Source organism: Pseudomonas sp. GL-B-26 (assembly GCF_019947405.1).
GTDB lineage: Bacteria > Pseudomonadota > Gammaproteobacteria > Pseudomonadales > Pseudomonadaceae > Aquipseudomonas.
On record NZ_JAGYGJ010000014.1, the window covers coordinates 1 to 20,318 of the forward strand.

The 20,318-nt window shown below is 60.6% G+C and carries 24 protein-coding genes; 8 read left to right on the forward strand and 16 right to left on the reverse strand.

Going from position 1 to position 20,318, the window contains the following annotated elements:
* Nucleotides 1–81: 81 nt before the first annotated feature.
* The 5 genes from KGB23_RS11370 to KGB23_RS11390 form a co-directional block, all read right to left on the reverse strand.
* Complete coding sequence (locus KGB23_RS11370; RefSeq protein WP_223431154.1) at nt 82–921, reverse strand: AraC family transcriptional regulator; 840 nt, start codon at nt 919–921, stop codon at nt 82–84.
* Nucleotides 922–925: 4 nt separating this feature from the next.
* Complete coding sequence (locus tag KGB23_RS11375; RefSeq protein ID WP_223431155.1) at nt 926–1,924, reverse strand: hydrolase; 999 nt, start codon at nt 1,922–1,924, stop codon at nt 926–928.
* Nucleotides 1,925–1,987: 63 nt separating this feature from the next.
* Nucleotides 1,988–2,599: a 16S rRNA (guanine(966)-N(2))-methyltransferase RsmD gene (gene rsmD, locus KGB23_RS11380; protein WP_046053684.1), complete on the reverse strand. Its 612-nt coding sequence runs from the start codon at nt 2,597–2,599 to the stop codon at nt 1,988–1,990.
* Nucleotides 2,599–4,089 carry a M16 family metallopeptidase gene (locus tag KGB23_RS11385; RefSeq protein WP_223431156.1) on the reverse strand — a complete coding sequence of 497 codons (1,491 nt, stop codon included), beginning with the start codon at nt 4,087–4,089 and terminating at the stop codon, nt 2,599–2,601. The genes rsmD and KGB23_RS11385 overlap by 1 nt, the downstream gene beginning before the upstream one ends.
* Nucleotides 4,082–5,437, reverse strand: coding sequence for a M16 family metallopeptidase (locus KGB23_RS11390; RefSeq protein WP_223431157.1), 1,356 nt, complete (start codon nt 5,435–5,437; stop codon nt 4,082–4,084). The genes KGB23_RS11385 and KGB23_RS11390 overlap by 8 nt, the downstream gene beginning before the upstream one ends.
* A 343-nt stretch (nt 5,438–5,780) precedes the next feature.
* Here KGB23_RS11390 and ftsY point away from each other — a divergent pair, with 343 nt between their 5' ends.
* The 4 genes from ftsY to rpoH all read left to right on the forward strand — a co-directional run bounded on the left by ftsY (nt 5,781) and on the right by rpoH (nt 9,938).
* The gene (ftsY, locus tag KGB23_RS11395) at nt 5,781–7,283 is read left to right on the forward strand and encodes a signal recognition particle-docking protein FtsY (protein WP_223431158.1); all 1,503 of its coding nucleotides are present in this window, start codon (nt 5,781–5,783) and stop codon (nt 7,281–7,283) included.
* Complete coding sequence (ftsE, locus tag KGB23_RS11400; protein WP_056738938.1) at nt 7,280–7,951, forward strand: cell division ATP-binding protein FtsE; 672 nt, start codon at nt 7,280–7,282, stop codon at nt 7,949–7,951. Before ftsY ends, ftsE begins: the two co-directional genes overlap by 4 nt.
* Entirely contained in the window at nt 7,948–8,970 is a 1,023-nt protein-coding gene (gene ftsX / locus KGB23_RS11405; RefSeq protein WP_046045216.1) for a permease-like cell division protein FtsX, read from the forward strand. Before ftsE ends, ftsX begins: the two co-directional genes overlap by 4 nt.
* A gap of 113 nt (nt 8,971–9,083) precedes the next feature.
* Nucleotides 9,084–9,938 (forward strand): RNA polymerase sigma factor RpoH, encoded by an 855-nt coding sequence (gene rpoH, locus KGB23_RS11410; RefSeq protein ID WP_007897890.1) that lies wholly within the window; start codon nt 9,084–9,086, stop codon nt 9,936–9,938.
* Nucleotides 9,939–10,005: 67 nt separating this feature from the next.
* On the opposite strand, the gene mtgA is transcribed toward rpoH, so the two are convergent.
* Nucleotides 10,006–10,728, reverse strand: coding sequence for a monofunctional biosynthetic peptidoglycan transglycosylase (gene mtgA / locus KGB23_RS11415; protein WP_223431159.1), 723 nt, complete (start codon nt 10,726–10,728; stop codon nt 10,006–10,008).
* 74 nt (nt 10,729–10,802) lie between these two features.
* Between mtgA and KGB23_RS11420 the strand changes: the two genes are divergently transcribed.
* The 4 genes from KGB23_RS11420 (at nt 10,803) to trmB (ending at nt 13,055) form a co-directional block, all read left to right on the forward strand.
* Complete coding sequence (locus tag KGB23_RS11420; RefSeq protein WP_223431160.1) at nt 10,803–11,174, forward strand: DUF423 domain-containing protein; 372 nt, start codon at nt 10,803–10,805, stop codon at nt 11,172–11,174.
* 90 nt (nt 11,175–11,264) lie between these two features.
* Nucleotides 11,265–11,465 carry a sulfur carrier protein ThiS gene (thiS, locus tag KGB23_RS11425; RefSeq protein WP_008026157.1) on the forward strand — a complete coding sequence of 67 codons (201 nt, stop codon included), beginning with the start codon at nt 11,265–11,267 and terminating at the stop codon, nt 11,463–11,465.
* A gap of 60 nt (nt 11,466–11,525) precedes the next feature.
* Complete coding sequence (locus KGB23_RS11430) at nt 11,526–12,320, forward strand: thiazole synthase (protein WP_008068101.1); 795 nt, start codon at nt 11,526–11,528, stop codon at nt 12,318–12,320.
* 9 nt (nt 12,321–12,329) lie between these two features.
* Entirely contained in the window at nt 12,330–13,055 is a 726-nt protein-coding gene (gene trmB, locus KGB23_RS11435; RefSeq protein ID WP_150658366.1) for a tRNA (guanosine(46)-N7)-methyltransferase TrmB, read from the forward strand.
* A 131-nt stretch (nt 13,056–13,186) separates the two neighbouring features.
* Here the strand turns inward: trmB and KGB23_RS11440 are convergent, their stop codons facing one another.
* The 10 genes from KGB23_RS11440 to KGB23_RS11485 all read right to left on the reverse strand — a co-directional run bounded on the left by KGB23_RS11440 (nt 13,187) and on the right by KGB23_RS11485 (nt 20,286).
* Nucleotides 13,187–13,510 carry a DUF3392 domain-containing protein gene (locus tag KGB23_RS11440; RefSeq protein WP_046045220.1) on the reverse strand — a complete coding sequence of 108 codons (324 nt, stop codon included), beginning with the start codon at nt 13,508–13,510 and terminating at the stop codon, nt 13,187–13,189.
* Nucleotides 13,511–13,532: 22 nt separating this feature from the next.
* Nucleotides 13,533–14,738: a radical SAM family heme chaperone HemW gene (gene hemW, locus KGB23_RS11445; protein WP_046045221.1), complete on the reverse strand. Its 1,206-nt coding sequence runs from the start codon at nt 14,736–14,738 to the stop codon at nt 13,533–13,535.
* The gene (gene rdgB / locus KGB23_RS11450) at nt 14,735–15,331 is read right to left on the reverse strand and encodes an RdgB/HAM1 family non-canonical purine NTP pyrophosphatase (RefSeq protein WP_223431161.1); all 597 of its coding nucleotides are present in this window, start codon (nt 15,329–15,331) and stop codon (nt 14,735–14,737) included. The genes hemW and rdgB overlap by 4 nt, the downstream gene beginning before the upstream one ends.
* The gene (locus KGB23_RS11455; protein WP_150658369.1) at nt 15,328–15,762 is read right to left on the reverse strand and encodes a DUF4426 domain-containing protein; all 435 of its coding nucleotides are present in this window, start codon (nt 15,760–15,762) and stop codon (nt 15,328–15,330) included. Before KGB23_RS11455 ends, rdgB begins: the two co-directional genes overlap by 4 nt.
* 26 nt (nt 15,763–15,788) lie before the next feature.
* Complete coding sequence (gene metW, locus KGB23_RS11460; protein ID WP_223431162.1) at nt 15,789–16,409, reverse strand: methionine biosynthesis protein MetW; 621 nt, start codon at nt 16,407–16,409, stop codon at nt 15,789–15,791.
* Between the two features lie 7 nt (nt 16,410–16,416).
* Nucleotides 16,417–17,556, reverse strand: a complete 1,140-nt coding sequence (metX, locus tag KGB23_RS11465; RefSeq protein ID WP_223431163.1) for a homoserine O-succinyltransferase MetX — start codon at nt 17,554–17,556, stop codon at nt 16,417–16,419.
* Nucleotides 17,557–17,843: 287 nt separating this feature from the next.
* A complete protein-coding gene (locus tag KGB23_RS11470) occupies nt 17,844–18,140 on the reverse strand; it encodes a DUF167 domain-containing protein (protein ID WP_223431164.1) in 297 nt (98 codons plus the stop codon).
* A gap of 4 nt (nt 18,141–18,144) precedes the next feature.
* Complete coding sequence (locus tag KGB23_RS11475; protein WP_095127081.1) at nt 18,145–18,735, reverse strand: YggT family protein; 591 nt, start codon at nt 18,733–18,735, stop codon at nt 18,145–18,147.
* 10 nt (nt 18,736–18,745) lie between these two features.
* Nucleotides 18,746–19,564, reverse strand: a complete 819-nt coding sequence (gene proC, locus KGB23_RS11480) for a pyrroline-5-carboxylate reductase (protein WP_223431165.1) — start codon at nt 19,562–19,564, stop codon at nt 18,746–18,748.
* Nucleotides 19,565–19,599: 35 nt separating this feature from the next.
* A complete protein-coding gene (locus KGB23_RS11485) occupies nt 19,600–20,286 on the reverse strand; it encodes a YggS family pyridoxal phosphate-dependent enzyme (RefSeq protein WP_223431166.1) in 687 nt (228 codons plus the stop codon).
* Nucleotides 20,287–20,318: the final 32 nt, after the last annotated feature.

Here is a 20,318-nt window from a genome sequence, read left to right on the forward strand (position 1 = left end):
GCGGTGGGTCAGCCAACATTAAGTTTCGACTGAAACACCGCTTTCGCGAGCAAGCCCGCTCCCACATTTGGATCGTCGTCATCAAAGTCCGGGGAGTTGCCGGGCGCTGCGATACGCGCCCGGTCCCACGCCGTAAACCTGCTTGAATTGCCGACTCAGATGACTCTGGTCAGCAAACCCCAACTGCGTCGCCACTTCCAGCGGCAAACAACCGCTCTGTAACAGCGCCCGCGCCCGAGCGATGCGCTGCTGCATCAGCCAGGTGTGTGGCGGCATGCCCGTGGCGCGGCGGAACACCCGGGCGAAGTGGAAGGGCGAAAGATTGACTGCCGCTGCCAGTTCTTCCAGCGAAGGCGGCGTCGCCAATTGTGCTTGCAACAGATCCTTGGCCAGCGTCACCGCGCGATGTTCCTTGCCCGGCTTGCCGGCAATCGGCACGGCCGCGTGCCGTTGCAGCAGCGACAGCATCATTTCCCGCCAGACCGTTTGTTGTTGCAGGGCAGTGGACGGACTTTCCAGTAGACGATGCAGTTGGCAGAAACCCTTCACCAGATCCGGATCGCGATACAGCGTGGCGCCAAATGCTGGCAAGTCGTTGGTCGGCAGTTCCAGTTCATCGAGTAGCGAGAGAATCTGACCGCTGTCCGGATAGAACGCCCGATACAACCAACCCTCCTCCGTGCCTTTATGGCCGGTGTGCAGTTCGTCCGGATTGATCAGCACCAGCGTGCCGCTACCGGCCAGGTGTTCGGCACCGCGATAACGATAGCGTTGGGCGCCCGCCATGATCATGCCGATCACGTAACCGTCATGCACATGGGGCGCGAAACGGTGTTCGATGTAGCGCGCGGACAATAACTCGACGCCAGCCAACGGCGCTGTTTGCCAGAATCGGATCGACTCGCCCTGATCGACGTCCATGGCCTTACTGACGACCCACGGCGGTCAGCCACTGCGGGATGCGGCGTTCCAGGTAGTAACCCGGTTGCCGGAACGAACCCTCGACGAAGCCGACATGCCCACCCTTGGTCTGTAACTCGAATTGAGTGCAGGCGGACAATTCGTCGGCATGCGGCAGGCTATGAGGAAATATAAACGGGTCATCGGCCGCTTGAATGATCAGGGTTGGCGTACGAATTTCGCCAAGGAAATAGCGACTTGAGGCGCGGTCATAGTAATCCTTGGCATCGGCAAAACCGTTCAGCGGCGCGGTGACCCGGCCATCGAAATCCCAGAACGTGCGCATGTTCTCCAGTGAGCCCAGCGCGGCCAATGCCGCCAGTCCTTCCTCGCGCCCATCGTGCTGGAATTGTCGCTGCTTGTTCTTGATGTAGGCCACCATCTCCCGCATGAAATGTGCCTGATAGACCTTGGAGAAACCCTGGCCGATACGGTCGGCGCATTGATCGAGACGAAACGGCACCGACACTGCCACCGCACCGGCCACGCCACTGTCGTTGCCGGATTCGCCCAAGTGCTTGAGCAACACATTGCCGCCCATGGAATAGCCGACCGCATACAACGGCGCGAGTGGTCGTTGGGCCTTCAGGTGTTTGATGGTTTCGGCCAGGTCTTCACTGGCGCCGGAATGGTAGCTACGTGGAAGCAGATTCGGCTCGCCCGAACAGCCGCGCCAGTTCAGTGCGACGCTGGCCCAGCCTTGGGCACCCAGCGCTTTCTGCACTCCGGCCACGTAAGGCGAATTCGAAGAGCCGGTCAGGCCGTGCAACACCAGCACCAGTGGCGCATCGGCGCTGTGCGGGCCGTGCCAGTCGAGATCGAGAAAGTCGCCATCCTCAAGCCACAAGCGTTCGCGCTGACGTTCGATGTGCGTGGTTTTGCGCCACAGCGGTCCCCACAAGGTTTGCAAGTGCGGGTTGCCGAGGCCGAAGGCGGGAGTGAAGCGTTCTGGCGTCTGGGGCACGATGGTTCTCGATGCAGCGGTGCGAGCCTCGCTTGAGGCGCGCACCTTTTTCAGGCCGGTTGATTAACCGGCAATCTCTGCCATACGTTGCCACAACGCGTAATACACCCGCCCGGATTTCTGCTCCCGGTGCAGGCGCCAGTTGCCTGGTAAGCCAAGGCTCGATGGCGCATTCTCGCTTTCAGTGTAGATCCAAGCTTCGTCGGCCAGCCACTGACGCTCTTCAAGTAATGCGCAAACGCCCGGCAACAGGTTCTGGTTGAACGGCGGATCGAGGAACACCACGTCGTAAGCAGTCGCTGTCTGGGTTTCCAGGTAGCGCAGGGCATCGGCGGTCTGAATCTGGCCGGTGGTGCAGCGCAGCGTGCCCAGATGCTCCTTGATGCTGGCGACCGCGATGTTACTGGCGTCCAGTGCCTGACCCATTGCCGCCCCACGGGACAAGGCTTCAAGGAACAACGCGCCGCTGCCGGCGAACGGGTCCAGAACCTTGGCGCCAGCGACATAAGGCGCGAGCCAGTTGAACAGGGTTTCACGCACCCGGTCCGGGGTAGGGCGCAGGCCCGGTGCATCCGGGAAGCTCAGCTTTCGGCTGCCCCATTCACCGCCGATGATGCGCAGTTGGTTCACGCCGTTATGGACGTTGTGTACGGGTTTTTTAGGACGAGTGGCCATTAATGCTCCGGAACCCCGAGCGGTTGCTCGGCAGGTTTATCAGTGGGGGCCGGTAACGGCTTTTGCGGCACGGTCGGGCCAGCGCTGACGATGACCATTTTGTCCGTGCTCAAGTGTTTGTTCAGTGCGGTTTTGACCTGCTCGACCGTCAGGCTCTGGGACTCGCGCATAAAGTCATCCAGATAACTCAGCGGCAGGTTGTAGAAACCCATGGCGCCGAGTTGGCCGACGATATCGGCGTTGCTGGCGGTGGACAGCGGGAAGCTGCCAGCCAGTTCACGCTTGGCGTCGTCGAGTTCTTTCTGGGTCGGGCCGGTTTTAAGGTAGTCGGCGAGCACATCCTGTACCAGTTTCAGCGTGCCTTCGCTCATCTCGGCGCGGGTTTGCAGGTTGATCATGAACGGACCGCGAGCCTGCATTGGGGTAAAGCCCGAATAGACGCCGTACGTCAGGCCGCGCTTCTCGCGCACTTCGCTCATCAACCGGGTGCCGAAGCCACCGCCGCCAAGGATCTGGTTACCCATGGACAGTGCCGCGTAGTCCGGGTCGTCACGGTCGATGCCCAATTGCGCGAGCATCAGGTTGGTCTGCTTGGACGGAAACTCGATGTGACCGATGCTGGCTTTCGGTTCCACAGGTTGCGGGATTTTCGCCAGCTCCGGGCCTTTTGGCAGCGCGCTGGAGACTTGCGCAGCAATCGCCTCCGCCTCGGCACGAGACAGGTCGCCCACCAGCGCAATCACCACGTTGCCAGCCGCATAGGCCTTCTCATGGAACGCTTTCAGTTGAGCCAGTGTGATCGCTGGAACGGTTTTCGCCGTGCCGTCGCTGGAGTGCGCGTACGGGTGATCGCCGTACAGACGGTTCATCAGCTCCAGGCTCGCCAGTTTGCCCGGGTTCTGCTTCTGGTATTCGAAACCGGCGAGCATCTGGTTCTTGATGCGCGCAAAGGAATCGGCAGGGAAGGTCGGTTTGCCGACGACTTCAGAGAACAACTTCAGGGCCGGCTCGCGTTTGTCCGCGGCGCTGAGGCTGCGCAGGGAAGCCAGTGCCATGTCCTTAAATGCGCCGTTGCCGAAATCTGCGCCCAGGCCTTCGAAGCCCTGAGCGATGGCGCCGACATCTTTGCCGGCCACACCTTCGTTGAGCATGGCATTGGTCAGCACGGAGAGGCCGGGTGCGTCGCCGTCCTGGCTGCTGCCGGCGGCGAAGATCAGGCGCATGTCGAACATCGGCAGCTCCCGGGCTTCAACGAACAGCACCTTGGCGCCCTCGGCGGTTTTCCAGGTCTGCACGTCCAGGGTGCGGTGGCTTGGCGCCTTGCCGTCGAGTTCGGCCAGCGATTGCAGTTTCTGGCTGGCCTTGGCCTTGTCGAGGGCTTCGCTGGCCTTGGATTCGTCGGTCTTTGAGAAGTAGAACGCGGCAGACCCGATCAAGGCGACAGCGATCAGGCCCATCAGGACCAGGCGCGGTTTTTTACGCTCACTCATGAGTCGTCTCCTCCGGCAATACATGGGCGACGCTGAGACGTTCGCGGGTGAAATACAGCTTGGCGGCTTTCTGGATGTCTTGCGGGGTCACGCTTTCCAGGTCAGCGAGTTCGGTGTCCATCAGCTTCCACGACAGGCCGACGGTTTCCAATTGGCCAATGGCGGTGGCCTGGCTGGTGATCGAGTCACGCTCGAAAACCAGGCCGGCAATCACTTGAGCCCGCACTCGTTCCAGTTCTTCAGCGGACGGCGCGGTGGTTTTCAACTGTTCAAGCAGTTTCCACAGGCCAGCTTCAGCCTGGGCCATGGTTTTGTTTTTCTGAGTATTGGGCGTTGCCGACAAGGTGAACAGGCTGTCGCCACGGGTATAGGCGTCGTAACTCGACGAACCGCCGGAGACCAGCTCTTCGCCGCGCTCCAGTTGCGTCGGGATACGTCCGCTGTAGCCGCCGTCGAGCAGGGCGGAGATCAGACGCAAGGCGTTGACCAAGCGTTTGTCTTCTGCGGTGGCGATGCTTGGCACGTTGAAACCCAGCATCAGGCTCGGCAATTGGGTCTTCACATGCAGGGTGATCTGTCGTTCGCCGGGTTCGGCCAGTTCCAGCGGGATTTTCGCCGATGGCACATCACGTTTGGCGATCGGGCCGAAATAGCGCTGGGCCAGGGTTTTGACCTCGTCCGGAGTCACGTCGCCCACCACCACCAACGTGGCGTTGTTCGGCACGTACCAGGATTGGTACCAGTGGCGCAGCTCTTCGACTTTCATGCGGTCCAGGTCAGCCATCCAGCCGATGGTCGGCGTGTGGTAACCGCTGGCCGGGTAGGCCATGGCCTTGAAGCGTTCGTAAGCCTTGGACATCGGCTTGTCGTCGGTGCGCAGGCGACGTTCTTCTTTAATGACTTCGATCTCGCGGGCGAACTCGTCGGCCGGCAGACGCAGGCTGGCCATGCGGTCGGCTTCCAGCTCGAAGGCCACGCCCAGGCGGTCGCGAGCCAGCACCTGGTAATACGCCGTGAAGTCGTCGCTGGTGAACGCGTTCTCTTCGGCGCCGAGGTCGCGCAGGATCAGCGACGCTTCGCCAGGGCCGACTTTCTCGCTGCCCTTGAACATCATGTGTTCCAGAGCGTGGGACAAACCGGTCTGACCCGGGGTCTCGTAGCTTGAGCCGACCTTGTACCAGACTTGGGAAACCACCACCGGCGCACGATGGTCTTCGCGCACGACGACCTTCAGGCCGTTATCGAGGGTGAATTCGTGAGTGGGTTGTGGATCGGCAGCCAGGGCCGAGAGGGGCAGACAAACTGTGCTGAGCAGCAGGCCTGCAGCGCGGCGGGCTAGAGCATTCATTCGTTTTTAAACCTTTGGGGCTGCCCGCTTGGTCTTAGCGTCGGCGGGCGAGAGGGTGCTAGGATACTGATCCGTTTTACTGGCGGCCACGCCTATCAGGCCTTTGATCGGTCAGCAGGTTGTTTGGGTTTACGGCTGAAGCTTTGAGTTTGTCAGCTAAACTCTGCGTTTTCGCCGACGATGCCGTTCCAGTCCTTCGTATTAGTCGACCTTTGAGGTGCTGTTTGCACCTCGACAAAATGTTGCGCGTGAACAAGCTGGGTCAATCGCAGTCTGTTCTGCATCGAAAATTTATTTGCCGAGGCGCCTTTGGCGCGTCGCTACCGTGAGATAGCCGTCCTCCATGTTTGGTTCCAACGACGACAAGAAAGCCCCAGCTGCGGCTGGCGAGAAGAAAAGCCTGTTCGGATGGCTGCGCAAAAAGCCGCAGGAACCCGTCGTCGAACAGCCACAGCCACTTCCTGAGCCCACGCCTGCGCCGGTAATAGAAGAAGAGCCCGCGCCGATTGCCCTGCCGATCGCTGAGCCGGTGCTGCAAACGGCCATCGAGCCTGAGCCTGATGTTGTCGCCGAAGTCGTGACCCAGGTGCCGCTCACGCCCGTTGCCGAGCCATGGCTGACGTTGCCCGTGGCGGAAGAGCCGGTGGCATTGGTTGAAGATGATCTGGCGCCGCACGTTACACCGCCGATTCCAGCGCCGACTGCCTTTGCTCCTGAGCCCGTTCAAGCGCCAGTGGTTGAGCCGGTTGTTGCGCCAGTGGTGGTTGAGCCTGAGCCGGTTGTTCCGGAATCTGTGGTGCCCGCATTCGTTGCTCCGGTTGTTCAAGCGCCGGCACCGGTCGTCGCTCCTGTTGCCGCCGCACCTGTCGTTCCCGTCGAAGCGCCTGCCGGGCCCGTGCGTACAGAAGAAACCAAAGCCGGTTTCTTCGCCCGCCTGAAACAGGGTTTGTCCAAGACCAGCGCCAGCATCGGCGAAGGCATGGCCAGCCTGTTCCTGGGCAAGAAGATTATCGATGACGAGCTGCTCGAAGACATCGAAACCCGCCTGTTGACCGCCGACGTGGGCGTCGAGGCGACTTCGGTGATCATTCAGCGTCTGACCCAGAAGGTCGCTCGCAAAGAACTGGCCGATGCCGATGCGCTGTACAAATCCCTGCAAGCGGAACTGGCGGCGATGCTCAAACCCGTCGAGCAACCGCTGAAAATCACTTCGCAGAACAAGCCGTTCGTGATTCTGGTCGTCGGCGTCAACGGCGCCGGCAAGACCACCACCATCGGCAAATTGGCGAAGAAGCTGCAGCTCGAAGGCAAGAAAGTCATGCTCGCGGCCGGCGATACCTTCCGCGCCGCCGCCGTCGAGCAATTGCAGGTCTGGGGCGAGCGCAACAAGATCCCGGTCATCGCCCAGCACACCGGCGCTGACTCGGCTTCAGTTATCTTCGACGCCGTGCAAGCCGCCAAGGCCCGTGGCATTGACGTGCTGATCGCCGACACCGCCGGTCGTTTGCACACCAAAGACAACTTGATGGAAGAGCTGAAGAAGGTTCGTCGGGTGATTAGCAAGCTCGACGCCGACGCGCCTCACGAGGTGCTGTTGGTGCTCGATGCCGGCACTGGCCAGAACGCGATCAGCCAGGCCAAACAATTCAACCAGACCGTCGAACTGACCGGCCTGGCGCTGACCAAGCTCGATGGCACCGCCAAAGGCGGGGTGATTTTCGCCCTCGCCAAGCAGTTTGGCCTGCCGATTCGCTACATCGGCGTCGGTGAAGGCATCGATGATTTGCGTACTTTTGAAGCAGAACCCTTTGTCCAGGCATTGTTTGCCGAGCGGGAGCGTTCATGATTCGTTTCGAACAGGTCGGTAAGCGCTACCCGAATGGTCATGTCGGCTTGCATGAGCTGAGCTTTCGAGTCCGTCGGGGCGAGTTTTTGTTTGTGACCGGCCATTCTGGCGCCGGTAAAAGCACCTTGTTGCGCCTGCTGCTGGCAATGGAGCGTCCAACCACCGGCAAATTGCTGTTGGCCGGGCAAGACCTGAGCACCATCAGCAATGCGCAGATCCCGTACTTGCGGCGGCAGATCGGCGTGGTGTTCCAGAACCACCAATTACTGTTCGATCGCACGGTGTTCAACAATATCGCGCTGCCCTTGCAGATCCTTGGGCTGTCCAAGGCCGAGATCACCAAGCGCGTGGATTCGGCGCTGGAGCGCGTGGCGCTGTCGGACAAGACCGATTTGTACCCTGGCGATCTGTCCACTGGTCAGCAACAGCGCGTCGGCATCGCCCGCGCCATCGTTCACCGCCCGGCCTTGCTGCTGGCGGACGAACCGACCGGTAACCTCGACCCGCGTCTGGCGGCCGAAATCATGGGCGTGTTCGAAGACATCAATCGTCTGGGCACCAGCGTGCTGATCGCCAGCCACGATCTGGCACTGATCGCCCGCATGCGCCACCGCATGCTGACCCTGCAGCGCGGCCGATTGATCGGTGACGGGGAGGCCGGCGTATGAGTGCGACACGTAGCCCCAAGGTTTCCGAGCGCGTGGCCCCGAAGGCCGCCGATCAGCAACCGCAGAAGAAGAAACGCGACGATGATGACGGCCCGGATTTCGCCACACTGTTCCGTGCCTGGGTCGAGAGTCATCGCGCCAGCCTGCTCGATAGCTTGCGTCGTTTGGGCAAGCAGCCAATCGGTAGCTTCTTCACCTGCCTGGTGATGGCGGTTGCCCTGAGTTTGCCGATGGGCCTGTCACTTTTGCTAAGTAACGTCGAGCGTCTCGGCGGTTCCTGGCAGCGTGCGGCGCAGATTTCCCTGTACCTGCAAATCGAGGCCAGCCCCGCTGAAGGCGAGTCGTTGCGCGAGCAGATCAAAGGCATGCCTGGCGTAGCTGATGCTGAATATGTCGGCCGCGATCAGGCGCTGGAAGAGTTCCAGCAGCAGTCCGGTCTGGGTGAGGCGCTCAAGGAGCTGCCGGAAAACCCGCTGCCAGGCGTGGTTCTGGTCACCCCGAACGAAGTCGACAAGCCCGCGCTTGAAGCATTACGACAAAAACTTTCCGAGTTGCCGAAGGTACAACAGGCGCAACTTGATCTAGTCTGGGTCGAGCGTCTGGCAGCCATCCTCAAGCTGGGTGACCGTTTTGTCTTCGGTCTGACCGTGCTTCTGGTTTCTGCATTACTTTTGGTGATAGGCAATACCATTCGTCTTCATATTGAAAACCGCCGCACAGAGATAGAAGTGATTAAACTCGTCGGCGGCACTGACAGCTATGTGCGCAGGCCCTTTCTGTATATGGGTGCGCTTTATGGCTTCGGTGCGGGGATTCTTTCCTGGGGCGTATTGGCGTTCGGCCTTGATTGGCTGAACGACGCGGTGGTTGGGCTGGCCGGTTTGTACGGCAGTGATTTTGCGCTGGCCGGAGTGCCAGTTGCCGACGGTCTGTCGCTCTTGCTTGGCGCGGTGCTGTTGGGGTATATCGGTGCATGGATTGCAGTCGCACGCCACCTGCGGGAGCTTGCGCCAAAGTAATATCATTTTGCTCGTATTGACCTTTCAGCGTTTATGGGAACTTGTCTTTCGGTTTCCGGTCAATTTTCGCAGTGCTGAACTGCACGAGTTATGTAAGTCGGAGGTTTTTTCGTATGACCAATTCTTTGCAACCTGCATATGCTCTGGTCCCGGGTGCGAACCTGGAGGCCTATGTGCACACCGTGAACAGCATTCCATTGCTGACGCCGGAGCAGGAGCGTGAACTGGCCGAGAGTCTCTATTATGAGCAGGATTTGGGGGCGGCTCGGCAGATGGTGCTCGCCCACCTGCGTTTTGTCGTACATATCGCCCGTAGCTATTCCGGCTACGGTCTGGCTCAGGCTGACCTGATCCAGGAAGGCAACGTCGGCCTGATGAAGGCCGTGAAGCGCTTCAACCCGGAAATGGGTGTGCGCCTGGTGTCCTTTGCCGTGCACTGGATCAAGGCGGAAATTCACGAATTCATCCTGCGCAACTGGCGCATTGTGAAAGTCGCGACCACCAAGGCCCAGCGCAAGCTGTTCTTCAACCTGCGCAGCCAGAAGAAACGTCTGGCGTGGCTGAACAACGAGGAAGTCCACCGTGTGGCGGAAAGCCTCGGTGTAGAGCCTCGGGAAGTGCGTGAGATGGAAAGTCGCCTGACCGGCCATGACATGGCCTTCGATCCGGCCGCGGAAGCGGACGACGACAGTGCTTTCCAATCGCCAGCCAACTATCTGGAAGACCACCGGTACGACCCGGCCCGTCAACTGGAAGATGCCGACTGGAGCGACAACTCGAACCACAACCTGCACGAAGCGCTTGAAGTGCTGGACGACCGCAGCCGTGACATCCTCTACCAGCGCTGGCTGGCGGAAGAAAAAGCCACACTGCATGACCTGGCGCAGAAGTACAACGTGTCGGCCGAGCGTATTCGTCAGCTCGAGAAGAGCGCGATGAACAAGCTCAAGTTGTCGATCGCCGCCTAACCGCAGCTCAGGCATAAAAAAACGCCCCGATCATTGATCGGGGCGTTTTTGTTTGCGCATCAAAAGGTCACTGAGCCCAAGGTGCGCGGCGTGAATCATTGATCCCTACAAGGTAGCTATCGCCACCGAGCTGACTCATCTGTTGCCGAATCCATCCCGCTCGCCGTGCGACGTAGTTAGTTGGATGACTGGCGCTCCACACCCGCGGGTTAGGCAGCACCGCAGCCAGCAAGCTGGTCTGCTGGCGAGACAGCGAGCGAGCGCCGACGCCAAAGTGATGCCTGGCTGCTGCTTCAGCGCCAAACACACCGTCATCCCACTCAACGCTGTTGAGGTAGACCTCGAGAATTCGCTGCTTGGGCCAGAACACTTCGATCAGTCCGGTAAACCAGGCTTCCAGGCCTTTGCGCAACCAGCTGCGGCCGGACCACAGAAACAGATTCTTCGAGACCTGCTGGCTCAGGGTGCTGGCGCCGCGAATCGTTCCGCCGAGTTCGTTGTGGGCCAGTGCGGCCTGGATCGCGCCAAAGTCAAAGCCCCAATGCTCCGGGAATTTCTGATCTTCGCCGGCAATCACCGCGACCTTCAGGTCATCGGAAATTTCATCCCAGGGTTTCCAGGTGCGTTGCAGATCAATGGGCTCGCCGTCGAACCAGGATTCGACCTTGCGCTCGACCATCAACGCGGTTCCCGGTGGCGGTACCACGCGAAAGATCAGCACCAGCAATACGCTGCCACCCGCGAACCAGAGCAGGGCCTTCGTGAATCGTCGCAAAAATATACGCAGCATAGAGATGGCTTGGCCGAACCCGTTGAGCGGGCCATTATACAGACCCTGTGGATCGAGTCTGACTGGAGTTCTTCATGCTGCGTGGCTTTCTGATGCTGGCCGCTTTCTTCGGCTTCACCGGCGTTGCCCTTGGCGCGTTCGCTGCCCATGGCTTGAAAAGCCGCCTGACGCCCGAGTACCTGGCAATTTTCCACACCGGCGTGACCTATCAGTTGGTGCACACATTGGCATTGCTGGGCGTTGCGCTGCTGGCCACGCAAATTTCCGGGCGCCTGATCACCTGGGCGGGAGTATCGTTTGTCGTCGGCATCCTGCTGTTTTCCGGCAGTCTGTACCTGTTGACCATGACCGGCGTCAGCAAGCTTGGGATCATCACCCCCTTCGGCGGCCTGGCATTTCTGGTCGGCTGGTTCTGCCTGGGGCTTGCCGCCTGGCGGTTGAGCTGACCGGGTGGTCCATTTCATGACGAATGGCTTGGGTCGCCAAGACTGATCGGGCTAGAATGCCAGCCCCTAAAAATGATGGCGGCATTCGGTATGCGCATTCAGTTGAACGGCGAATCCCTTGAACTGCCCGACGGCGAAACCGTTGCGGCCCTGCTGACCCGTCTGGAACTGACCGGACGCCGGGTGGCGGTCGAACTCAATCTGGATATCGTCCCGCGCAGCCAGCATGCGGACACCACGCTGAATGACGGCGATTCCGTCGAAGTGGTACACGCCATCGGCGGCGGCTAGTCGCCCGGCCCGCAAGGGCACAGAATTCTGCAAGAACCTCACCCCTACAGAGGATTTCCCATGAGCATCGTTCGTAGCGACAAGCCCTTCGTCCTGGCCGGTCGTACTTACCAGTCGCGTTTGCTGGTAGGCACCGGCAAGTACCGCGACATGGAAGAAACCCGCCTGGCCATCGAAGCCTCGGGTGCCGAGATCGTCACCTTCGCCGTGCGCCGCACCAACCTCGGCCAGAACCCGGGCGAACCGAACCTGCTCGAAGTCCTGTCGCCGGATCGCTACACCTTCCTGCCTAACACCGCCGGTTGCTTCGACGCTACCGAGGCTGTGCGCACCTGCCGCCTGGCCCGTGAGCTGCTCGGTGGCCACAACCTGGTGAAGCTGGAAGTGCTGGCGGATCAGAAAACCCTGTTCCCCAACGTGATCGAAACCCTCAAGGCCGCTGAAGTGCTGGTCAAGGAAGGTTTCGACGTGATGGTCTACACCAGCGATGACCCGATCATCGCCCGTCAACTGGCGGAAATCGGCGTTATCGCGGTGATGCCGCTGGCCGGCCTGATCGGCACGGGCCTGGGGATCTGCAACCCGTACAACCTGCAGATCATCCTCGAAGAAGCCAAGATCCCGGTGCTGGTGGATGCCGGTGTCGGTACCGCCTCCGACGCCACCATCGCCATGGAACTGGGTTGCGAAGCGGTGCTGATGAACTCGGCCATCGCCCATGCCCAGCAGCCGATCATGATGGCTGAAGCCATGAAACACGCCATCGTTGCAGGTCGTTTGGCCTACCTCGCCGGCCGCATGCCGAAAAAACTCTATGCCAGCGCCTCCTCGCCGCTGGATGGTCTGATCAAGTAAGAGCCATTGATGACTGAATCAAACGAAACGCCTATCCAGCCGGAAGAAGGCGAAGAGCGCCAACACCGCCGCATCAAGAGTTTCGTGATGCGCGCCGGGCGCATGACCGAAGGCCAGCAAAAAGGTCTGGAGCAGGGCACGCCGCTGTTCGTGTTGCCTCTGGCCGATGCGCCGGTGGACTTCGATCAGGTGTTCGGTCGTTCGGCACCGCGCTCGCTGGAGATCGGTTTCGGCATGGGCCATTCGCTGCTGGAAATGGCCGCAGCCTCGCCGGAGCAGGATTTCATCGGCGTGGAAGTGCACCGTCCGGGTGTTGGCGCGCTGCTCAATGGCGTGCTCACTCAGGGCCTGACCAACCTGCGGGTCTACGATTGCGACGCGATTGAAGTGCTCAACCGTTGCGTGGCCGACAACAGTCTCGATCGCCTGATGCTGTTTTTCCCGGATCCGTGGCACAAGAGCCGTCACCACAAGCGTCGTATCGTTCAGGCGTCGTTCGCTGAGCTGGTGCGCAGCAAGTTGAAGGTCGGCGGTGTGCTGCACATGGCCACTGACTGGGAACCGTACGCCGAGTACATGCTGGAAGTGATGAACGTGGCGCCGGGTTATCGCAACCTGGCCGAAGATGGCAAATGCGTGCCGCGCCCGGCCGAGCGCCCGATCACCAAGTTCGAACGCCGCGGCGAACGTCTTGGGCATGGCGTGTGGGATCTGAAGTTCGAAAAGCAGTCCTAAGCCCTACGCAATACCAAATGTGGGAGCGGGCTTGCTCGCGAAAGCGGTGTATCAGACACATTTATGTTGACTGACACGACGCCTTCGCGAGCAAGCCCGCTCCCACATTTGTTTTTGGGTGTGTTCGAAATTTAGCGGCGGTCGGCGACTACGCCGATCAGTACCAGCACCACCAACAACACCGGCGCCAGGCTGTAGTTGTTGAACTGGCTCAGGCCTTTGATGATCCACGGCGTGGCATAGATCAGCGCGACGCCGCTGCCGATCATGCACAGCAGGGCCATCAGCGGGACGCGCAAGGCGCCAGCGATGCTGCCCAGGCGTTGGTCGACCCAGCCTTTGATATCGGCGCCAAACAACACCAGCAGGCAGCCCACCAGTGCCAGAGCGATTTCGGACAGGTTGCTACGGCTCCAGCGGGACGCGGTGGCGAGCAGGTCGAGTATCAAATCCATTCGTTTTCCCTTAAGGCTGAAATCAGCTCAGAAATGTCTGCAGCAAGTCATTGAGAAACAGTTGTCCGCGCTCGGTGGCCGCCAGACGTGACGGTTCGACCTGCAACAAGCCGCTTTGTTCGGCTTCGCGGCGGTGTTCGGCGAGGCTTTCCAGGGTCATCCCGGTGCGTTCCGGATACAGCCGCGATTCCACGCCCTCGGTCAGGCGTAGCGCGTTCATCAGGAACTCGAACGGCATCTCATCATTGGTCAGCGCTTTCTCGCCGGCCTTGAAGCTTTTGGCCGGGTTGAGGTAGTCCTTCGGCAGTCGGGTCTTCCAGGTGCGCACGATGCGCCCGTCCGGGTGGCTGAGTTTGCCGTGAGCCCCGGCACCGATGCCGATGAAGTCGCCGAAACTCCAGTAATTGAGGTTATGCCGCGCCGGACGGCCGGGCTGGGCATACGCCGAGACTTCGTATTGCGCGTAACCGTGCTCGGCCAACAGCGCCTGCCCGGCCTCCTGAATGTCCCACAGCGTGTCGTCTTCCGGCAGCGTCGGCGGCTGGTTCCAGAACACCGTGTTCGGCTCCAGGGTTAGCTGATACCAGGACAAGTGGGTCGGCTTCAGGGCGATGGCCTGGCGCAGGTCGCTCAGGGCGTCGTCCAGGGACTGATCGGGTAAACCGTGCATCAAGTCCAGATTGAAGTTGTCGAACCCGGCCTGACGGGCCATGCCGGCGGCACGTACCGCTTCGTCACCGTTGTGAATCCGCCCCAGGGCCTTGAGTTTCTCTTCCTGAAAGCTCTGGATGCCGATCGACAGGCGATTGATGCCCAGCGCCCGGTAGGCGACGAACTTCTCTTGCTCGAACGTTCCCGGATTGGCCTCCAGAGTGATTTCGATGTCGCTGGCGAACGGAATGCGTTGCTCGACGCCTTTGAGCAAACGGCCCAGGGCTTCAGCGCTGAACAGGCTCGGCGTGCCGCCACCAAAGAAGATCGAACTCAGCTCACGGCCGTAAACCGCATGCAGGTCCTGATCGAGGTCGGCCAGCAGCGCGTCCACATATTCTTCTTCCGGCAGCACCGGGCTGGCGGTGTGGGAATTGAAGTCGCAATAAGGGCATTTGCGCACACACCACGGGATGTGGATGTACAACGCCAAGGGCGGCAGTACCGGCAGGGCGGCCCGAGGCGATTGGGCATCGCCGCCGAAGATCAGCGGCGATGCGGATGAGTCATGGATCATTTCAGGCCCAGACGCTGGCGCAGCAGATCCATTGCACGGGCGCGGTGGCTGATGAGGTTCTTGTCGCTCGGGCTCAACTCGGCGCTGGAGCAATCGCGCTCCGGCACCCAGAACAGCGGATCGTAACCGAAACCGTGTTCGCCGCTGGCTTCCGGCAGGATGCGCCCGTGCCACAGGCCTTCGCAGATAATCGGCAACGGATCGTCGGCATGACGCACCAGCGCCAGCACACAGACGAACTGCGCGCCGCGTTCGGCTTCCGGCACGTCCTTCAATACGTCGAGCAGTTTGGCGTTGTTCGCCGCATCGCCCTGACCGTCGGCATAACGAGCCGAGTAGATACCCGGCGCACCGCCGAGGAAATCGACGGCCAACCCCGAATCGTCGGCCAGCGCCGGCAGGCCGGAGATGCGCGCGGCATTGCGGGCCTTGAGGATGGCGTTTTCGACGAATGACAGGCCGGTTTCTTCAGGTTCGACGCTGCTGAACTCGCCGATCGAGCGCAGTTGCACCGATTCGCCGAGCATGGCCTGAAGTTCCTTGAGTTTGCCGGCGTTGTGGCTGGCCAGTACGAGTTGCGTGAAGTTGATCATTCGCCGGGGAAGAGCTCTTGGTTGAAATTGATGGTGTTGATTTTATCGCCGTTCTGCACCTTGATGTCGAAGGTGCGGACTTCCTGTTGATCGACCGGGAACTGGGCGATGTAGTAGATCGCGCCTTGTTCAGTGATCTGTTTGAACTTCAACGGCACGGTCTGGCTGGTCAGGTCTTTCACCGATCCGCTGACTTCAGCGGTCAGTGGTTTGCCATCCTTGAGCACGGAGACGTTTATCACACCCTGGTTCTTGCTCCGCGTCAGCCCGGCCGCTTTGGCAATGTCGGGTGTCAGGAAGGTGGAGTTGAAGGTGTTGTAGTGCACCGTCACGTCGCCAAAGGTTTCCTTGCGCTCGCCTTTGATGACGTCGGCGGCCATGGCGGTGACGCTCAGGCAGGCAGTGAGTAAAAACAGCGCTAGACGACCCATGTTCGTTCTCCTTGGAATGTCGTGGTTCAGACAGCGACCTTGTGATCCTGCAGCCCGGGGCTGCTGACACGGTAAATACCGATCTCACCTAACAGATTAGGCCATAGCTTACTGGCCCACCCGTGCCGATGCTGTTGATCCACGGCAAGCCGATCAATGACCCTGGCTTCACGTTCGCGACACAACGCTTCAAAGTCTTCGAAGGTGCAAAAGTGGATGTTCGGCGTGTTGTACCAGGTGTACGGCAGAAAATCGGACACCGGCATCCGGCCCTTGCTCGCCAGGTACCAGCGGCAGCGCCAGTGACCGAAGTTGGGGAAGGTGATGATGCACTGGCGACCGACGCGCAGCATTTCGTCGAGGATTCTGTCCGGGTAATGCACGGCTTGCAGCGCCTGGGTCATGACCACGACGTCGAAGCTGTTGCTGGCAAAGTTGCCCAGGCCCTTGTCCAGGTCCTGCTCAATCACGTTGATGCCCTTGGCCACGCACTCGGCGATGTTCTCCGGGTCGTTTTCCAGGCCATAGCCGGTGACTTGCTTGTTATCGCGCAGCCAGGTCAGCAATTCGCCATCGCCACAACCGAGGTCGAGCACGCGGCTGCCGGCGGGGATCCATTCCTGGATGATTTCCAGATCAGCTCTCATGGCTTTCTCACAACGTAATGCGGTTCATGTAATTGCTGAATGCCTGCAAGTAGCGCGGGATCGGAATCAGGAAGGCGTCGTGGCCTTGCGGAGCGTCGATCTCGAGGTAGCAGACGTCTTTCTTGGCCGCCATCAGCGCGTCCACCAGTTCCCGCGAGCGGGCAGGGGAGAAGCGCCAGTCGGTGGTGAAGGACATCACGCAGAACTTGGCCTGGGCGTTGGCGAAGGTTTTCGCCAGGTCATCGTCGAAGTTCGCCGCCGGATCGAAGTAGTCCAGCGCCTTGGTCATCAGCAGGTACGTGTTGGCGTCGAAGCGCCCGGAGAACTCTTCGCCCTGATAACGCAGGTAGCTTTCGACCTGGAACTCGACGCTGTGGAAGTCGTAGTTGAGCTTCTCGCTCTTCAGGCCCCGGCCGAATTTCTCGCCCATGGAGTCGTCGGACAGGTACGTGATGTGCCCGACCATTCGCGCCAGCATCAAGCCGCGCTTGGGGATCACGCCCGCTTCCTGGAACGAACCGCCGTGGAACTCGGGGTCGGTCAGGATCGCCTGGCGCGCCACTTCGTTGAAGGCGATGTTCTGCGCCGACAGCTTGGGGGCCGAGGCGATGGCCAGGCAGTGGCGAATGCGATCGGGGTAAGTGATGCTCCACTGCATGGCCTGCATGCCGCCGAGGCTGCCGCCAATCACGGCGGCCCATTGGCCGATGCCAAGCAGGTCTGCCAGGCGCGCCTGGCTGTGAACCCAGTCTTCCACGGTCAACACCGGGAAGTCGGCGCCAAACGGCTTGCCGGTTTCCGGATTGATGCTGCTCGGGCCGGTGGAGCCGTTGCAGCCGCCGAGGTTGTTCAGGCTGACCACGAAGAATTTGCTGGTGTCGATTGGCTTGCCAGGCCCGATGCAGCTGTCCCACCAACCGGGTTTACGGTCGTCGGGGCTGTGGAAGCCGGCAGCGTGATGGTGACCCGACAAGGCGTGGCAGATCAGCACGGCGTTGCTCGCCGCGGCGTTCAGCGTGCCGTAGGTTTCATAGATCAGGTCATAAGCTGGGAGCGAACGGCCGCAGGCCAAGGCCAGGGGTTCACTGAAGTGCGCCACTTGCGGCGTCACCAGACCAACAGAATCGGGGGGAAAGGCAGCTGGCATCGACCCTGCTCTCGTTGAAATGAGGCGTAAGTCTAAAGACCGGTGGGGTTAGCGGCAAGCAAAGGCCGGGGTGTTTGGGAAATGGGTGCTCGGCATTGGATCGCCCCCTCACCCTAACCCTCTCCCCAGAGGGTAGAGGGGACTGACCGAGGTGTTTGGCCAAGCTACATCGACCTGAAATATTGAGTCGAACTCAGGTTCTGAAAAGTCCCCGATCTGCTCCCTTTCCCCTCTCCCCTATGGGGAGAGGGCTGGGGTGAGGGGTGGCTTAATGAAGCGACACACAATCAAAGCGAGCGCGGCACCAAACCCGGCAACTCCGGCAGCTTCTTCGGCGAACAAATCCGCACCCGCTTCTGCCGGTTCAACTCGCCGCTAATCAAGCTCACCTGACTCTTGGACACCCCGAACGCCTTGGCCAGAAACGCCATCAAATACGCATTGGCCTTGCCTTCAACCGGCGGTGCCGTCAGGCGGATCTTCAATCGATCCCCATGCAGCCCGCAGAAATCATCGCTGCGGGCCGCCGGTTGCAAGTGACACTCCAGAATCAGGTCATCACCGTCCCAGCGAAAGTAGCTCACCGGGTCAGATCAGCAAACGGAGGATTTCCGGCATCATCGTCATGGCGGCGAGGTTGTTGATCACCAGCATGTCGATCAGCTTGAGCGCCATGAACGCCAGGATCGGCGAGATATCCAGGCCGCCAAGGTTTGGCAGGATCTTGCGGAACGGCGCCAGGGCTGGTTCGCAGATCTGGTTCACCAGCTCGGCGCCAGGGTTATGGCTGCCCGGTGCGACCCAGGACAGGATCACGCTGATGATCAGGGCAAAGAAGAAAATCTTCAGGAACAGCGCGGTCACGCCGATCAGCGACCAGATCAGCAATTGCAGCGGGTTACCGATGGTGCCGTAAGTCAGCAGCAGGGTCAGGGCCATCAGCGCCAGTTGCACGAGGATCGCCAGCACCAGCGAGGACATGTCCAGGCCGAACATGCTCGGGATGATCCGGCGCAATGGCTTGAGCAGCGGCTGAGTGGCCTTCACGGCGAACTGGCAGAGCGGGTTGTAGAAGTTTGCGCGTACCAGTTGCAGCACGAAGCGCAGCAGCACGATCAGCAGGTACAGGCTGCCGAGGGTTTGCAGCACGTAGACCGCTGCAGTGTTCAATCCAATCATGTAAGGCTCCTTATTGACCCAATTGTTCGGCCATCTCGGCCGAGCGATGCGCCGCGGCGCCAAGTGCTTTTTCTACCAGGGCTTCGAAGCCGCCGGCCTGGAACGACTTGATCGCCGCTTCCGTCGTGCCCGCAGGCGAGGTCACGCGGCGACGCAGTTCCGCAGCGTCGACGTCACTGGCCACGGCCATGTGAGCAGCGCCCAAAGCGGTTTGCAGGGTCAGTTGTGCGGCGATGTCTGCTGGCAGACCGAGCTTCACACCTGCGGCGGTCATGGCTTCGATCAGCAGGAAGAAGTACGCAGGGCCCGAGCCGGAGACGGCGGTGACCGCGTCCAGTTGTTGCTCTTCATCCAGCCACAGTGCGATGCCGACGGCGGACAGCAGTTCTTGCGCCTGTTTACGTTGCTCGTTGTTCACTTCAGCCGTGGCGAACAAGCCGCTTACGCCCTGACGCAGCAGCGCCGGGGTGTTGGGCATGCAACGCACGATCGGTTGGGCGCCGAGCCAGTTGTTCATGCTGGCGCAGGTGATGCCGGCCGCAATCGAGACCACCAGTTGATTCGGCTTGAGGCTTGGGCGAAGCGCTTCGCAGACGGCTTTCATCGCTTGGGGTTTGACCGCCAGCACGATCACGTCCACGCCCTGAATGGCGTCGGCGTTGTCGGCGAACGCCTCGATACCGTGTTCAGCGTTCACGCGAGCGCGGGTTTCAGCGCCCGGATCGCTGGCGCGGATCTGCGCGGCGTCCAGACCTTTGGCGCGCAGGCCGCCGATCAGGCTGGCTGCCATGTTGCCGGCACCGATAAAGGCAATACGAGTCTTGCTCATGTCAGGTCCTTATAAAGAGAGGAGTCAGCCATTTTTCAAGGCTGGCCGTAGTCGCGGGCACCAAACAGGGCCGTACCGATACGGACCCAGTTGGCGCCTTGGGCGATGGCTGACTCGAGGTCGTGGCTCATGCCCATGGAAAGTGTGTCGAGCGGCAGGCTCAGGCTGGCTTGCAGGCTTTGTACGGCGGCAAAAGCAGCGTCCTGGGCGGCGCGATCTTCGGTTGGCTCGGGGATTGCCATCAACCCGCGCAGCTTGATGCGCGGCAGTTCGCTGATGGCATTGGCCAGGGCCGGCAGGTCGGCCGGGGTGCAGCCGGACTTGCTGGCTTCACCGCTGACGTTGACCTGGATGCAGATGTTCAGTGGGGGCAAATCGGCAGGACGTTGTTCGGACAGGCGTTGTGCGATTTTCAAACGATCCACGGAATGCACCCAGGCGAAGTGCTCGGCGATAGCGCGAGTCTTGTTCGATTGAATGGGGCCGATGAAGTGCCAGATCAAGGGCAGGTCGGTCAATTCGAGCTGTTTGCTCAGGGCTTCCTGCAGGTAGTTCTCGCCAAAGTCGCGCAGCCCGGCGGCATACGCTTCGCGCAGGGCTTCGGCGGGCTTGGTCTTGCTCACAGCCAGCAGCTGGACGCTGTCTTCGTCGCGTTTTGCGGCGACGGCAGCGGCGTGGATGCGTGAACTAACCTGAGCAATGTTGTCTGCTATCGTGGACATCAAGAGGCGCCGGCGGCTGAAGGTTCGCGGCA

Excerpts from the sequence above, each read along its gene's own strand:
- rsmD (WP_046053684.1), bottom strand. The coding sequence starts at position 2,599 with ATGGCCACTCGTCCTAAAAAACCCGTACACAACGTCCATAACGGCGTG.
- thiS (WP_008026157.1), top strand. The coding sequence starts at position 11,265 with ATGCGCATTCAGTTGAACGGCGAATCCCTTGAACTGCCCGACGGCGAA.
- KGB23_RS11485 (WP_223431166.1), bottom strand. The coding sequence starts at position 20,286 with ATGTCCACGATAGCAGACAACATTGCTCAGGTTAGTTCACGCATCCAC.
- KGB23_RS11430 (WP_008068101.1), top strand. The coding sequence starts at position 11,526 with ATGAGCATCGTTCGTAGCGACAAGCCCTTCGTCCTGGCCGGTCGTACT.
- hemW (WP_046045221.1), bottom strand. The coding sequence starts at position 14,738 with ATGATCCATGACTCATCCGCATCGCCGCTGATCTTCGGCGGCGATGCC.
- KGB23_RS11475 (WP_095127081.1), bottom strand. The coding sequence starts at position 18,735 with ATGATTGGATTGAACACTGCAGCGGTCTACGTGCTGCAAACCCTCGGC.
- metX (WP_223431163.1), bottom strand. The coding sequence starts at position 17,556 with ATGCCAGCTGCCTTTCCCCCCGATTCTGTTGGTCTGGTGACGCCGCAA.
- KGB23_RS11385 (WP_223431156.1), bottom strand. The coding sequence starts at position 4,089 with ATGAGTGAGCGTAAAAAACCGCGCCTGGTCCTGATGGGCCTGATCGCT.
- KGB23_RS11390 (WP_223431157.1), bottom strand. The coding sequence starts at position 5,437 with ATGAATGCTCTAGCCCGCCGCGCTGCAGGCCTGCTGCTCAGCACAGTT.
- rdgB (WP_223431161.1), bottom strand. The coding sequence starts at position 15,331 with ATGATCAACTTCACGCAACTCGTACTGGCCAGCCACAACGCCGGCAAA.
- ftsE (WP_056738938.1), top strand. The coding sequence starts at position 7,280 with ATGATTCGTTTCGAACAGGTCGGTAAGCGCTACCCGAATGGTCATGTC.
- trmB (WP_150658366.1), top strand. The coding sequence starts at position 12,330 with ATGACTGAATCAAACGAAACGCCTATCCAGCCGGAAGAAGGCGAAGAG.
- mtgA (WP_223431159.1), bottom strand. The coding sequence starts at position 10,728 with ATGCTGCGTATATTTTTGCGACGATTCACGAAGGCCCTGCTCTGGTTC.
- rpoH (WP_007897890.1), top strand. The coding sequence starts at position 9,084 with ATGACCAATTCTTTGCAACCTGCATATGCTCTGGTCCCGGGTGCGAAC.
- ftsY (WP_223431158.1), top strand. The coding sequence starts at position 5,781 with ATGTTTGGTTCCAACGACGACAAGAAAGCCCCAGCTGCGGCTGGCGAG.
- ftsX (WP_046045216.1), top strand. The coding sequence starts at position 7,948 with ATGAGTGCGACACGTAGCCCCAAGGTTTCCGAGCGCGTGGCCCCGAAG.
- KGB23_RS11455 (WP_150658369.1), bottom strand. The coding sequence starts at position 15,762 with ATGGGTCGTCTAGCGCTGTTTTTACTCACTGCCTGCCTGAGCGTCACC.
- KGB23_RS11370 (WP_223431154.1), bottom strand. The coding sequence starts at position 921 with ATGGACGTCGATCAGGGCGAGTCGATCCGATTCTGGCAAACAGCGCCG.
- KGB23_RS11420 (WP_223431160.1), top strand. The coding sequence starts at position 10,803 with ATGCTGCGTGGCTTTCTGATGCTGGCCGCTTTCTTCGGCTTCACCGGC.
- metW (WP_223431162.1), bottom strand. The coding sequence starts at position 16,409 with ATGAGAGCTGATCTGGAAATCATCCAGGAATGGATCCCCGCCGGCAGC.
- KGB23_RS11440 (WP_046045220.1), bottom strand. The coding sequence starts at position 13,510 with ATGGATTTGATACTCGACCTGCTCGCCACCGCGTCCCGCTGGAGCCGT.
- proC (WP_223431165.1), bottom strand. The coding sequence starts at position 19,564 with ATGAGCAAGACTCGTATTGCCTTTATCGGTGCCGGCAACATGGCAGCC.